The sequence below is a fragment of the Microbacterium sp. A20 genome (assembly GCF_004794515.1).
In the GTDB taxonomy this organism is placed as follows: domain Bacteria; phylum Actinomycetota; class Actinomycetes; order Actinomycetales; family Microbacteriaceae; genus Microbacterium.
In genome coordinates this window covers 66902-80109 of record NZ_SSDF01000080.1, presented here as the reverse complement: position 1 = coordinate 80109, position 13208 = coordinate 66902, and the positions used below count along the sequence as shown (strand labels likewise).

Annotated in this window: 12 protein-coding genes; 6 read left to right on the top strand and 6 right to left on the bottom strand. The window is 67.8% G+C overall.

Annotated elements, in window-relative coordinates; translation table 11 throughout:
• Positions 1-53: 53 nt before the first annotated feature.
• Both DW298_RS11085 and DW298_RS11080 read right to left on the bottom strand, forming a co-directional pair.
• A complete protein-coding gene (locus DW298_RS11085) occupies positions 54-1079 on the bottom strand; it encodes an Lrp/AsnC family transcriptional regulator (RefSeq protein WP_136042536.1) in 1026 nt (341 codons plus the stop codon).
• A 220-nt stretch (positions 1080-1299) separates the two neighbouring features.
• Positions 1300-3852, bottom strand: coding sequence for a fibronectin type III domain-containing protein (locus tag DW298_RS11080; RefSeq protein WP_136042535.1), 2553 nt, complete (start codon positions 3850-3852; stop codon positions 1300-1302).
• Positions 3853-4127: 275 nt separating this feature from the next.
• Between DW298_RS11080 and DW298_RS11075 the strand changes: the two genes are divergently transcribed.
• On the top strand, positions 4128-5555 hold the full coding sequence (locus tag DW298_RS11075; protein ID WP_136042534.1) for a CCA tRNA nucleotidyltransferase: 1428 nt from the start codon (positions 4128-4130) through the stop codon (positions 5553-5555).
• A 4-nt stretch (positions 5556-5559) separates the two neighbouring features.
• Here the strand turns inward: DW298_RS11075 and DW298_RS11070 are convergent, their stop codons facing one another.
• From DW298_RS11070 to DW298_RS11065, 3 genes are read right to left on the bottom strand one after another with little or no spacing between them, the layout of a single operon-like run.
• Entirely contained in the window at positions 5560-5952 is a 393-nt protein-coding gene (locus DW298_RS11070) for a PIN domain-containing protein (RefSeq protein ID WP_168429611.1), read from the bottom strand.
• Complete coding sequence (locus DW298_RS19345) at positions 5939-6286, bottom strand: hypothetical protein (protein WP_168429610.1); 348 nt, start codon at positions 6284-6286, stop codon at positions 5939-5941. The genes DW298_RS11070 and DW298_RS19345 overlap by 14 nt, the downstream gene beginning before the upstream one ends.
• A 45-nt stretch (positions 6287-6331) precedes the next feature.
• Positions 6332-6901, bottom strand: coding sequence for a dihydrofolate reductase family protein (locus tag DW298_RS11065; RefSeq protein WP_136042532.1), 570 nt, complete (start codon positions 6899-6901; stop codon positions 6332-6334).
• A 69-nt stretch (positions 6902-6970) separates the two neighbouring features.
• On the opposite strand from DW298_RS11065, the gene DW298_RS11060 reads away from it, so the two are divergent.
• The 5 genes from DW298_RS11060 to DW298_RS11040 all read left to right on the top strand — a co-directional run bounded on the left by DW298_RS11060 (position 6971) and on the right by DW298_RS11040 (position 12234).
• The gene (locus DW298_RS11060) at positions 6971-7537 is read left to right on the top strand and encodes a TetR/AcrR family transcriptional regulator (protein ID WP_136042531.1); all 567 of its coding nucleotides are present in this window, start codon (positions 6971-6973) and stop codon (positions 7535-7537) included.
• 75 nt (positions 7538-7612) lie between these two features.
• Positions 7613-8944 (top strand): GAF domain-containing protein, encoded by a 1332-nt coding sequence (locus DW298_RS11055; protein WP_136042530.1) that lies wholly within the window; start codon positions 7613-7615, stop codon positions 8942-8944.
• 55 nt (positions 8945-8999) lie between these two features.
• Positions 9000-10115, top strand: a complete 1116-nt coding sequence (locus DW298_RS11050; protein ID WP_136042529.1) for an epoxide hydrolase family protein — start codon at positions 9000-9002, stop codon at positions 10113-10115.
• A gap of 101 nt (positions 10116-10216) precedes the next feature.
• Positions 10217-11767: an aldehyde dehydrogenase family protein gene (locus DW298_RS11045; protein WP_136042528.1), complete on the top strand. Its 1551-nt coding sequence runs from the start codon at positions 10217-10219 to the stop codon at positions 11765-11767.
• Between the two features lie 65 nt (positions 11768-11832).
• Entirely contained in the window at positions 11833-12234 is a 402-nt protein-coding gene (locus DW298_RS11040) for a DUF779 domain-containing protein (protein ID WP_136042527.1), read from the top strand.
• A 135-nt stretch (positions 12235-12369) separates the two neighbouring features.
• On the opposite strand, the gene DW298_RS11035 is transcribed toward DW298_RS11040, so the two are convergent.
• Positions 12370-13083 (bottom strand): DUF3800 domain-containing protein, encoded by a 714-nt coding sequence (locus DW298_RS11035; RefSeq protein WP_136042526.1) that lies wholly within the window; start codon positions 13081-13083, stop codon positions 12370-12372.
• Positions 13084-13208: the final 125 nt, after the last annotated feature.

The window sequence follows — 13208 nt, the reverse complement described above, 5'->3', positions numbered from 1 at the left end:
AAGCTGTTAAGAACGATCTCGCCATTTCGTTACATGCCAGTAACAGAATCGGCCTAAAGGCGGATGGCGCCGGTGGGCATGTCATTCGCCAGCGCCTCGGGGGCCTCGTCGACGATCAGCGATCCGCGCAGCACCGGGGTGATCACCACGAGCGACTCCACGACCTCGAGACCCTCATGCCCCGCAACCGCCGGGCCGGTGAGGAAGCGATAGAACTCGTCGGCATCCTTCACGAGCACGTTGGCGAGCAGCTGCGAGGTGCCCGTGGTGGCCGCGATGAACTTCACCTCGGGGGCGGCGGCGAGGGCTGCACCCACCTTCTCGAGTCGAGCCATCGGCACGCGCAGCCACACGAGCGCCTCGAGCCCCAGACCGAACAGGCTCGGGACGACCTCGGTGCGCGGGTGCATCAAGCCGCGGCGGCTCAGCGACTCCATGCGGCGCCGTGTGGTCGTGACGTTCAGGCCCAGGGCGCGGGCGAGTTGGGCCACCGGCATCCGTCCGTCCTTCAGGAGCAGCCGAATCAGAGCCTCTTCGTCTTCGCTCAGGGAGTCGGCGGGGTCGACCTCGGAGCCGGACGACTCGTCGAGCATGCGCGCCTGCTCGTCGGTGAGCACTCCCGCACGCCAGTCGTGCCCCGAGCGGAAGAACTTCAGCACGGTGGTGACGTTGATCGAGTCGATGCCCTCGAGCTCGGGGAAGTCCGTGAAGAGCAGCTCGCGGATCGACGCGTCATCATGGGGGAGCAGCAGGCCCGCGATGTCGCTGCTGCCCTCGAGGACCGAGACCGACGAGGCATCGGCGCGGCGGGCGAGCGTGCGCGCGACGTGCCACAGGGCGTGCGGCTCGGTCGTGATGCGGAACAGCACCGCGCGGGCATGGAGAACGCGGGCGGGGTCGACGTAGGTGGAGACGCGGACCAGTCCGCGGTCGAGCAGCCGCTGGCCTCGCCGGGCGACGGTGCGCTCAGGAAGGTCGACCACGCGGGCGATCTCTCCCCACGACGCACGGCCGTTCACCTGCAGGGCCGCGGCGACGATCCGATCGGTCTCGTCGGCCATCACATCGTTCGCGGGCACGGACTCTCCTTCAACGGGACGGACTCGGTGGAAGGCTATCCCAGTCGGAGGCTCCGTCGAGGCGGCCGCGGGTGCGAAAACTGAGATGGTCCGGGTGCCTGGCGGCGTGTCGGAGCGCGGCGCGCCGCGGTGAGCACGAAACCTCCGGGTTTTCGCAGGGCGGGGCACAGACGGGCGCCGCCGTGGTCGAAACCCCGACGGCGCCCGTGGATGCTGCGGACTACTCCGCGTCGATGACCTCCACCGTGGCGTGCTGACGTCGGCGGCGCAGCGCGAACAGGCCGAGGCCGGCCGCGAGCAGCACGACCGCCGCGACGATGTACGGCATGCTGTCGGCACCGGTCGTGGCGAGGTCGCCGTCCGTCGCGCCGCCCGAGCCGTCGCCGGGGGTGACCGCTCCGCCGCCGGACACCGCGCTGACGGTCAGCGAGGCCGTGACCTCGGTGCCGTCCGGCAGGATCGCGGCGAGCGTGTGCGCCCCGGCCGGGGTATTCGCCGGGATGGTCACCGTGCGCTGGAACGAGCCGTCGGCAGCGGCGGTCGCCGTGCCCAGCTGCACCGGGTCGGAACGCAGTTCGAGCCGCAGCTCGGCGCCCTCCGCGAAGCCAGTGCCCGAGACCGTGACCGTGCCGCCGGCCTTGACCGATGCCGCGCCCAGCTCGATCTCGGCAGGAACCTCGGGCTCCGGCGTGACCGGAGGTGTGACGCCCTTCTCGGTGACCCACTTCTCGCCGGCATCCGACTTCGTCACCGTGAACGTGTCGTATACGGCTCCGACAGGAAGGTCGGTGGTGGCATCCGGCTGCTTCTCCGCCAGGTACGAGCGGTAGACGAGCTGGTTCTTCGACACGTCGATCACCTGGTAGGTCGTGACGCCCTGGCCGCGCAGCACCTGGGTGGCGCCGTTGTTGGTCCAGACGTTCTTCTCCGGCGTCTCGAGCTCGTAGTGCTTCGCGCCAGAGTTCGACACGACGTACACCGGGCCCGTGGTGATGCCGGGCGTCTCGGTCGCGTCGGTGTTCACGTAGCCGCGGGCGTAGGTGTGATCGTGGCCCATGAGCACCAGGTCGATGTCGTTGCGCTGGAACACGGGGACCCAGTCGGCGCGGAGCTTCGGCTCGTCGCGACCCTCGGATGCCGAGAAGACCGGCTGGTGGAAGGTGACGACGTTCCACTTCGACGGGCTGTTCTGCAGCAGCAGGTCGAGCCAGGCGCCCTGGAAGCGGATCCACAGCTCTTCGCCCTTCGCGATCGGGCAGTCCGCACCCGAGCACGACGGCAGCGCCGGCGGCGTGAGGAAGGTCGCGTCGCGCGTCGCGTTGAGCGTGATGAAGCGCACGCCCTGGTAGTCGGTGTAGTACGCGGTCTCGGCGGCGAATGCGCTCCAGTGCTCGAACAGCGAGCGGTACTGGGCCGCGACCTCGGTGTCGCCCTTGGCGAGATCGGCCAGTTCACCGATCGAGCTCATCGAGGGGTTGTTGTGCGGGTACTCGAATGCGGCCTTCCAGGCGGTGAGCAGCTTGTCGCCGGAGTACTCGTGGTTGCCAGGGGCGGCCATCACATTGGTACGCACGGCCGAGTCCTTCATGCCCTTGAACCAGTTGACCCACTCGTTCTCGTTGCTGGACGTGTTGATGAGGTCACCCGCATGCACCGAGCCGATGGAGCGCGGAGCGTTGGCCTCGGCCTGCTTCACGACGCTCGGCCACGTGGTGTCGAGGCCGATCTGCGCGTCGCCGTAGTAGATGAACTGGAAGTCGGTGGCTTTCGGGTCGGCCGTGCGGAACTCGTACCAGTCGCTCCAGCTGCCGGGAAGGCCCACGCGGTAGCGGTACTCGGTCGCGGCGGTCAGCCCCGTGACGGTCGCCGAGAAGTGCTTGTTCGGGTTGCCGTTGACCACGCCGGCGTCGTAGGCGTCGACGGTGCGGACGTCGCCACCCGCCGTCGGGGCGATCTCGACCTGTCCGACCGTGTGCGAGGCGTCGCCGGCGAGCCACGAGAACGCCTGCGAGACGGCGGGCTGCTCGGTGGGGGTCAGGATGACCCGGGTCGGCGGGGCGATCACGGGCGTGCCGGGGTCGGATGCCTCGACCAGGGTCAGCGACGACATGTCGAAGTAGATGTCCGAGCTGGTCTCGCGGTCCTGGAACAGCGACACGGCGATCGTGTTCGTGCCGTCGTGCAGCAGCTCGCCCTCGGCGCTGAACGTGCTCGTGAGCGGGTCGCCGTTGGAGTCGCCGGCGTATTCGACGTTCTTCGTGTCGGTGATGCGGCCGTCGACGTAGCGGGCGACCTCTTCGCCGTTGATCCACACGATCACGGCGTCGTCGTAGGTGATCGTGCTCTGCAGCGCCGCGACCTTCTCGGCCACGCCCGCTTCCAGCTCGAACGTCGTGCGGAAGAAGTACGTCGGCACGGTCGGCGCCTTCGCACCGTCGAGGTAGTGGTTCAGGAGCGTCTTCGGCGTCTGCGGGCCCACGGCGCCGAGCTTGCCGTTCTTCGCGCCGAACGAGCCGGGGGCACTCTTCCAGGAGCCGTCGTCGAACGTCGGTTGCGTCCAGTCGCGGATCGCGGCCGGTGCGGGCGACGGGTCTGATCCGTCGTCGAGATAGTGCCAGGCGGTGTCGCCGGTGACCAGCGAGCCGGTCGGCACCTCGGGCTCGGGGGCGGCGAGGGCCGCGGGGGCGACGACGGCGCCGCCGAGCAGGGCGAGGAGCGCGACGGACGTCAGTCCGTGACGCCGCCACCGCACCGCAGGGGTGGGGGAGGTCATGTCAGTCCTTCGTGGGGGTGGGGTTCCGTGCTCAGCCGCACGGGGCTCCTCCACCCCATCGGTGTCGGGTGACGGGAGGCTGGCCCCCGGGCGACGGGGAGGTGAACAGCGCGTCGGTGGGGGACGTCGTCCGGGATGGGCGCACAACTTCGGAGATCGCAGCCGACATGCCGACGGAGGAGCGGCAGCAGCCGGCGTGTCGCGGCTGATCTCCGAAGTTGTGCGCAGCAGCAGGCCCCGAAGCCGCACCTGCCCACCCGGGTACGCTGGAAACCATGCTCAACATGGCCGACGGCCTCGCCCGTCTCGGCGCGCTCGCCGAGAACCCGGTCGTCCGCACCCTCGCGACGGCGTTCGCGGATGCCGGCTTCGATCTGGCCGTGGTCGGTGGTCCGGTGCGCGATGCGCTGCTGGGCCGGGCGACGCACGACCTCGACTTCACGACGAACGCCTCTCCTGACGAGATCCTCGCGATCGTCACGCCGATCTCGACCGCGCAGTGGGACATCGGCCGCGCATTCGGCACGATCGGCGCGCGGGTGCAGGGCGAGCAGGTCGAGATCACGACCTACCGCGCCGACAGCTACGACGGCGTGACCCGCAAGCCCACGGTCGAGTTCGGCGACACGATCGACGGCGACCTCGTGCGCCGCGACTTCACCGTCAACTCCATGGCGCTGCAGGTGCCGTCCGTCAAGCTCGTCGACCCGACCGGTGGGGTGGAAGACCTCGTCGCCGGCACCCTGCGCACTCCCGCCGATCCGCGGATCTCGTTCGGCGACGACCCGCTGCGGATGCTGCGGGCAGCCCGCTTCAGCGCTCAACTCGGATTCCGCGTCGAGGAGGCCACGGCCGAGGCGATCGCCGAACTGCGCGAGACCCTCAAGATCGTGAGCCCGGAGCGCATCCAGTCCGAACTCGTGCGTCTCATGCAGACCGACGACCCGGTGCGCGGCATCCGCGTGCTGGTCGATACGGGCCTGATCGACGAGTTCCTCCCCGAGGTCACCGAACTGCGTCTCGAAGTCGACGAGCACCACCACCACAAAGACGTCTACGAGCACTCGCTCACCGTGCTCAGTCAGGCGATCGAGCTCGAGCACTCCCGGCATCCGGGTGCCGCCCCCGATGTGCCGCTGCGCCTCGCCGCGCTGCTGCACGACATCGGCAAGCCGCGCACGCGCAAGCTCGAGCCCGGGGGAGTGGTGACCTTCCACCACCACGACGTCGTCGGATCGCGCATGGCTCGCAAGCGCCTGCAGTCGCTGCGGTTCGACACCGCCACGACGGATGCCGTGGCCACCCTGATCGAACTGCATCTGCGCTTCTTCGGCTATGCGGAGGGAGCGTGGACGGATGCCGCGGTGCGGCGCTACGTGCGGGATGCGGGTGACCTGCTGGAGCGCCTGCACATCCTCACCCGCGCCGACGTCACCACCCGCAACAAGCGCAAGGCCGGTCGCCTGGCAAGCGCCTACGACGACATCGAGTCGCGCATCGCAGCGCTGCGCGAGCAGGAGGAACTCGACTCCATCCGTCCGGAGATTGACGGCAACCGCATCCAGGAGGTGCTCGGCATCTCGCCCGGCCGTGAGGTGGGCGAGGCGTACAAGTTCCTGCTCGATCTGCGTCTGGACGAGGGTGTTCTCGGCCCCGAAGTCGCCGAGCAGCGGCTTCGGGAGTGGTGGGCCGCGCGCGACTGACGCCTCAACGCAGCTCGGGGACGATGATCTCGACTTCGTCGGACACGAGCTCGAAATCCTTCGGGTTGAAGGTGAGGAATGCCGCGCCGAGCGCGTAGGCGTGACCGGCCAGCATGATGTCCGTGCTTCGGGCGTGGGCGGGACGTCTTGTGGCTACGTGCGCCGCGAGTCTGGCATACGAATCGGCGGCGGCGGTGTCGAAGGGCAGCCAGTCGCTGTGGAACATGGTCGTGACCCGAGCGAGGTCCACCTGGCGCTCGCGGCGGACGTCGGGTTCGGTCGCACGCTCGATACCGAATCGAAGTTCTGCGAAAGAGAGCGCGCTCAAGGCGACTTCGTCCGCCGGAAGGCGTACGTACCGGATGCGGATGAGCACATTCGTGTCAAGAAGAATCACGGTTCTCCCACGGGTCACGGATGGACTCGTCGAACAGCGGGTTCTTCCGATCGGCCTCGAGTTCCGCCGCCCATTCCTCCCGCATCTTGTCCTGTTCCGGAGTCGAGGGATTCGCGTCGATCCATGCCATGATCTCGCTCGACGGAACGGACCACCGCCGTGGACGCGGCACCCGCTGCTCGAGTTGCGCCTCGAGCCCGCTCGCGTCGCCCTTCGCCAACCGGGTCAGCACATCGCGCACCTCGGCCTCCATCGAGCGGGAGTTTCGCCGGGCGCGTTCCTTGAGCGCGACGACGACGTCATCGCTGAGATTGCGGATGGTCACGGTTGCCATGTCTGCCTCCTGACAGCACAATGCTAGCACTCGTCCCGCGTTGCGTCACCCCTCGCGTCGACGCTCCAATTCGGTGAACACGACCCCGCTTTCGTACGCGATGGTCTCGACCGGGTCGAAGCGTTCGGGGCGATACGGGCGCTCGCCGAAGAGCGGGATGCCCGATCCGAACAGCAGGGGCTGCCGCTTCAGCACGAGCCGGTCGATCTCGTCGGCGAGCGATGCGGCGAGAGCCCCGCCTCCGCAGAGCCAGATGTCGGCGCCGTCCTCCTGCTTCAGTCGGCGCACGACGTCGACCGGGTTCTCTGCGGTGACCTCGAGGTTCTCGGCCTCGGCGGTCTTCGTGCGACTGAACACGATCTGGCGCAGGTGCGAGTACGGACTGGGCAGCCCGCCCACCTGATAGGTGTTCCAGCCCATCAGCACCGTGTCGAACACGTCGCGCTTCTGGGGGATGCCGAGCGCTTCGGCCGCGACGGTGGGGAGCGTGTCGGCGAAGCGGGCGTTGATGCCGTCCATGTGGTCGCCCTCGATGAGGAAGGCGTCGAACTCGCCGTTCGGGCCGGCGATGTAGCCGTCGAGGGTGACGGCGGCGTAATACACGAGTTCTCGCATGATTCTCCAATAACTACAGATGTAGCAGTTACAGTACAACAGGCGTAGTGATTGCGCTAGTCTCTTCTCATGGTCAAGAACGATTCACGCCGGAGGACGATCGCGGACGCCGGGCTCACGGTCCTCGCACGAGAGGGTTCCCGGGGCCTCACCCACCGCGCGGTCGATATCGCCGCGCAGGTTCCGACGGGCACGACCTCGAACTACTTCCGCAGTCGGGACGCGCTGATCGAGGGCCTCGTCGAGCGGATCGGGGAGCGCCTCGCACCCACCCCCGACGATATGGAGCGGCGTGCGACGGCCACGCCCGGCCCTGCTCTGTTCGCCGACTACATCCGCGACATCGTGCGGCGGCTGACCGAGGATCGGGACGTGACCCTCGCTCTGTTCGAACTGCGACTCGAAGGAGGGCGGCGGCCCGAGGTCGCCGCGGTCCTCGGCGCCTGGCAACGGGCAGGCTTCGACGGCGATGTCGCCTTCAACACCGCGGCCGGCCTCCCCGGCGGACGCCGCGAGATCGCCCTCTTCCACTACGCGATCGATGGATTGCTTCTCGACCGGCTCACCACGCCGATCGATCCGGACACCTCCACCGACGAGGTGATCGACGACCTGGTCGCCGGGCTCATCCGCTGACGGGGCAGGTGTTCCCTCGGGCACGCGCGGCTCGTACACTGAGGCAACGCATGCTCTCGACGATCGGAGACCGCTGTGTCTGCGCCGTGGCAGGTACCCGGCGAGTCGCTTCCGGCGACATCGCGACTGCTCATCGAGCGTGCGCATGAGGAGCTCCTCGCCGGCAACCTCGACGACCGGCGTCTCCAGGAGGTGCGGCCCCTGGTCCGCGAGTCGTGGGAGCGGTCGTGGCGGCGCAGGGTCGGGCCCGAGGCGGCTCCTCCACTCGAACTGGTCAGCGACGAGCTCGACGAGTATCGCCTCGCCCACCCGCTCGCGTCGGCCATGGACATGATCCGTGCACTGCTGCTGCCCGGCGACACCGAGGACACGGGGGTGATCATCGCGGTGGGGGACCAGGCCGGGCGTCTGCTCTGGATCGAGGGCGATCATCGACTCCGCACGCTCACCGACGATATGGGTTTCGTCGCCGGAGCGAACTGGTCGGAGGATGCCGTCGGCACGAGTGCACCGGGAACCGCCCTCGAACTCGGACAGTCGGTGCAGATCCGCGGTGCCGAGCACTACAACAGGCTCGTGCATCCGTGGTCCTGCACGGCCGCGCCGGTGCGCGACCCGGAGACGAAGCGCGTGCTGGGTGTGATCGACATCACCGGCGGTTCGGATGTCGTCTCTCCGCAGGCTCGGCTGCTGGTCGACGCGACCGCCCGTGCCGTGGAGTCGGAGCTGATGGTGGCGCGCCTGCGGGAACGGAGCGAGGCGCCACGGAGCAAGCCCACCACCTCGAAGCCGCGCACTCCGGTGACCGCTCGCGCGACGCTGCATGTGCTCGGCCGCGACCGTGCTCGGCTGGAGACGGAGTCGGAGCACGGCGAATCGGTGATCGAGCTCAGTGCGAGGCACGCCGCCATTCTGCTGATGCTCGCCGTGCATCGTCAGGGCCTCTCCGCAGAGCGGCTGTCCGAGCTCGTCTACGGCCCCTCCGTCTCACCCGATACGCTGCGGCCGGAGATGGTGCGTCTGCGCAAGGTGCTCGAGCGCACGGCCCCGGACCTGGTGCCGGAGTCGCGCCCGTATCGACTGCCCGTCGCGCTCGACACGGATGCGCACGATGTGCTCTCCCTGCTCGACCGCGGAGCTCACCGTGTGGCGCTCACCGCCTATCGGGGACCGGTGCTGCCCGAGTCGACGTCGCCCGGAGTCGACGACTTCCGCGAATCGGTGCGGGCGGCGCTGCACGAGGCGATGCTGTCCGAGGCCAGCCTCGACGTGCTGCTCTCCTACGCGGAGATCCCCGAGGGCCAGGCTGATGCCGAAGCGCTGCGCCTCGCCCTGGAGATGCTCCCGGCGCGATCGCCGAAGCGCGCGGGAGTGGTCGCCCGCATCGAGCGCCTCGCCGCCGACTGAGGGCTCGATTCCAACGGAAGCCACTCGTGTCGGTGGCAAGGAGTACCGTGCTCGCATGTCCGAGATCCGGCCGTTCCGACTCCACGTCCCCGACGAAGTGCTCGACGACCTGCGAGCGCGACTCCGAAAGACCAGGATCCTCGAGGATTCTCCGAGGCGGATGCCATCGGGGATGAATGCCCGGTGGCTGCGGGAGCTGGTGGAGACCTGGGCCGATTGGGACTGGAGAGCACGCGAGGAGTGGCTGGCCGGGTTCCCGCAGTTCCTGGTCGACGTCGACGGCACCGACATCCATTTCGCTCACGTGAGATCGGAGCGCGCCGATGCCCCGGTGCTGCTGATCATGCACGGCTGGCCGCACACCTTCGCCCTGCAGCTGGACATCACGACGATGCTGCCCGACTTCGACGTCGTCGTCGCAAGCCTCCCGGGATTCGCTTTCTCGCAGGCGTACGCAGACGGACCGATGAGCGAGCGGCGGATCGCCGAGACCATGCACCGGCTCATGACCGAAGTGCTCGGCTACGAGAGCTACATCACCTACGGCGAAGACGTCACGGCCAATGTCAGCGACCTCATCGCCGGCGCGTATCCGAGCCAGGTCGCCGGCATCGTTGCGACACATGCCCACTTCGGCACGCCCGCCGAGCGTGAGGCATCGGACGACCCGGATGTCCGGGCGTTCTTCGCGCGGCTCGAGGCCGAGCACGGCCCGAACGGATCGTACGGGCATGTGCAGTGGGCACGCCCCGACACACTCGCCACCGCTCTCAACGACTCTCCGGCCGGGCTCCTCGCCTGGATCGCCGAGAAGCTGGCCGAGTGGTCGGACACCCCGAGCGACGATCCTGCATCCGTCGAGGCGGTCATCTCGCGCGATCGCATCCTCACCGAGGCGATGATCTACTGGGTCACGCAGAGCATCGCGACCTCTTTCCGCCCCTACTACGAGGGGGCCGACACCCCGGATGCGATCCCGCCGGTCGACGTTCCTGCCGCCGTGTACGTGCAGCGTCACGAGCACGACTACCCCGAGCCGCTCGCCCGGAGCTTCTACACGGACCTGCGTGTCTTCGAGCGGCTCGATCGCGGCGGGCACTTCACCGTGGCAGAAGCTCCGGAGGCCATGGCCGAGCGCTTTCGGGCCTTCGCCGCCGCCCTCCGTGAGTGACGCAATATATTGCAACGTTGCGCATCCGGGTGCAACCTCGCACGACCTACCTTCGGAGCACAGCCGCGAACCGAAGCGCGGCTCCGTCGAAGGAGACCCCCATGAGCATCGTCGAAGAAGACGTGTCCCTCGCCTACGCCGCTCCCGGTCAGCCGGGCGCCGTCGCGAACTACCGCCCGCAGTACGGCCACTACATCGGCGGCGAGTTCGTCGCGCCCGTCAAGGGCCAGTACTTCGAGAACGTCAGTCCGGTGAACGGCAAACCCTTCACCGAGGTCGGCCGTGGCACCGCGGAAGACATCGACCGCGCGGTCGACGTCGCCTGGAAAGCCTTTGCGAGCTGGGGCAAGACCAGCCCGGCGGAGCGATCGGTGATCCTCAACCGCATCGCCGACCGCATCGAGCAGCACCTCGAGGAGATCGCGGTCGCCGAGACCTGGGAGAACGGCAAGCCCGTGCGCGAGACGCTCGCCGCCGACATCCCGCTCGCCGTCGACCACTTCCGCTACTTCGCCGGGGTGCTCCGCGCGCAGGAGGGCGGCATCAGCCAGCTGGATGAGAACACCGTCGCGTACCACTTCCACGAGCCGCTCGGGGTGGTCGGACAGATCATCCCGTGGAACTTCCCGATCCTCATGGCGGTGTGGAAGCTGGCGCCGGCGCTCGCCGCGGGCAACTGCGTCGTGATCAAGCCGGCCGAGCAGACCCCGGCATCACTCCTCCTCCTGTTCGACATCATCGGCGACTTGCTGCCCGCCGGTGTCGTGAACATCGTCAACGGGTTCGGCATCGAGGCGGGCGCTCCGCTCGCGCAGCACAAGCGCATCCGCAAGGTCGCCTTCACCGGAGAGACCACGACCGGGCGGCTCATCATGCAGTACGCCTCGCAGAACCTCATCCCCGTGACTCTGGAGCTCGGAGGCAAGAGCCCGAACGTGTTCTTCGAAGACGTCGCGCGGTCGACAAGCGACCCGTTCTACGACAAGGCGCTCGAGGGCTTCACGATGTTCGCGCTGAACCAGGGCGAGGTCTGCACCTGCCCGTCGCGCGCACTGATCCAGCGGTCGATCTACGACGGCTTCCTCGCCGACGGGCTGGAGCGGGTCGGCAAGGTCCTACAGGGCAACCCGCTCGACCCGGCGACCATGATCGGGGCGCAGGCCTCGAACGATCAGCTGGAGAAGATCCTCAGCTACATCGATATCGGCAAGCAGGGCGGGGCGCGGCTGCTCACGGGCGGCGAGCGGGTCGACCTCGGCGGCGATCTGAGCGAGGGCTTCTACGTCGCTCCGACCGTGTTCGAGGGCACGAACGACATGCGGATCTTCCAGGAGGAGATTTTCGGGCCCGTACTGTCGGTCACCTCGTTCGACGGTTTCGACGATGCGATCTCGATCGCCAACGACACCCTCTACGGGCTCGGCGCCGGAGTCTGGAGCCGCAGCGGCGACACCGCGTACCGCGCGGGCCGGGCGATCGAGGCCGGACGCGTGTGGACGAACACGTACCACCAGTACCCGGCGCACGCGGCGTTCGGCGGATACAAGCAGTCGGGCGTGGGCCGCGAGAACCACAAGATGATGCTCGACCACTACCAGCAGACGAAGAACCTCCTCGTCTCGTACGCGGAAGGGCCGATGGGCTTCTTCTGAGTTCGGGCCTCTCCGGGCGGGCGCTTCGGCGTCCGCCCGGACCATCCGCACGAAAGGTCGGGATCATGGTCAGCATCGGCACGTATCAGCGAGTGGACGTGACGGATGCCGCGGCATCCCTCGTCCGTGATCTCACCCTGCAACACGGTCCGCTCATGTTCCACCAGTCGGGTGGATGCTGCGACGGGTCCGCACCCATGTGCTTCCCGATCGGCATGTACCTCACCGGCCCGGGCGACGTGCTGCTCGGGCGACTCGACGTCGGGCTGGAAGCGCCCGTCGAGGTCTACATGTCGGAGTCGCAGTTCGAGTACTGGAAGTACACGCACCTCACGATCGACGTCGTGCCCGGGCGGGGCGCCGGCTTCTCGGTCGAGGGACCGACCGGGATGCGGTTCCTGATCCGCTCCCGGATGCTGAACGATGCGGAGCTGGCGTACTTCAGGGTGGCATCCTCGGGGGCCTGAGGGACGTATGGCCTGAAGCTTGAGGCCACGTGTTCCGGAATGCAAGCTGGCTGAGCCGACGAGCGACGCTCAGGCTGCGTAGAATGTAGATGCAGGCCCGCCCCACTCTCGTGGATAAGCGGGTCTTGCTGTTTGTCAGGCCAGTTCGATCGGATCCCCGAGCGGATTCAAGTCCCTGAGGTAGTGGTCGTACCAGGTCCACGCAAACTCGTTGCCCGCATGAGGGTTCAGATGGGTGAACCCCGACCAGGCCACGATGTCCGCGATCTGAGTCCATTGAGATCGCCGCGAGCTGTGGAACATCGGATCCTCGATGATCCGACGTGTGGAAAGGCTCAGCGCCCGGTGCGCGCTGTAGTAGATGGGATCGGAGCCATCCCCATCCATTCCGACTATCCCGTATTCGCGGGACCTGCGTAGTTGGGAATCCCAGAGAGCGACGAGCGACGAGTAGACCGCTTCACGGTCGCGGTTGATCTTCTTGTTCCGGAGAGAGGACCTTCTGAAGCACACTCCGATCTCGATGTGCGGGCACTCCCGTACGGCTTCGAGACAGCGCACCGCCACTTCGCGTCCGAGAGGCTTCCAGAGAGTTTCCCCTCCCCTGACGAAACGAGAGGGCGGCGCCGTCGAGACGTGGCCGCGTCCGTTGACGAGCGCCGTCATGTGCAATTCCTGTGCGGTCGGAATTCCGTAGTCTGCGACAAGCCGCTTCCGAAACGTGAGCCAGTGAGTGAGCACCGCATCCCAGTCCTCGACCGCGAGCTCGACCCAGCCGTAGACGATCCATCCCTCCTCGAGGTTTCCGGAGTCGTCTGCGTAGAACATGTGAGAGATCGGCCCGGCCACTCCGACACCGTATTCCCGGCACGCCCGGAGATGAATCGTCGAGCGAGAGGTAGTGGACGAAACATCGGAATACGATTCCTGATGCAGGTAGCCGCGGACCCGCGGCTCCACCCTGCCTTCGCCTG

Coding starts and splice junctions, on each gene's coding strand:
- DW298_RS11080 (WP_136042535.1), bottom strand. CDS start 3,852: ATGACCTCCCCCACCCCTGCGGTGCGGTGGCGGCGTCACGGACTGACG.
- DW298_RS11075 (WP_136042534.1), top strand. CDS start 4,128: ATGCTCAACATGGCCGACGGCCTCGCCCGTCTCGGCGCGCTCGCCGAG.
- DW298_RS19345 (WP_168429610.1), bottom strand. CDS start 6,286: ATGGCAACCGTGACCATCCGCAATCTCAGCGATGACGTCGTCGTCGCG.
- DW298_RS11065 (WP_136042532.1), bottom strand. CDS start 6,901: ATGCGAGAACTCGTGTATTACGCCGCCGTCACCCTCGACGGCTACATC.
- DW298_RS11060 (WP_136042531.1), top strand. CDS start 6,971: ATGGTCAAGAACGATTCACGCCGGAGGACGATCGCGGACGCCGGGCTC.
- DW298_RS11050 (WP_136042529.1), top strand. CDS start 9,000: ATGTCCGAGATCCGGCCGTTCCGACTCCACGTCCCCGACGAAGTGCTC.
- DW298_RS11045 (WP_136042528.1), top strand. CDS start 10,217: ATGAGCATCGTCGAAGAAGACGTGTCCCTCGCCTACGCCGCTCCCGGT.
- DW298_RS11040 (WP_136042527.1), top strand. CDS start 11,833: ATGGTCAGCATCGGCACGTATCAGCGAGTGGACGTGACGGATGCCGCG.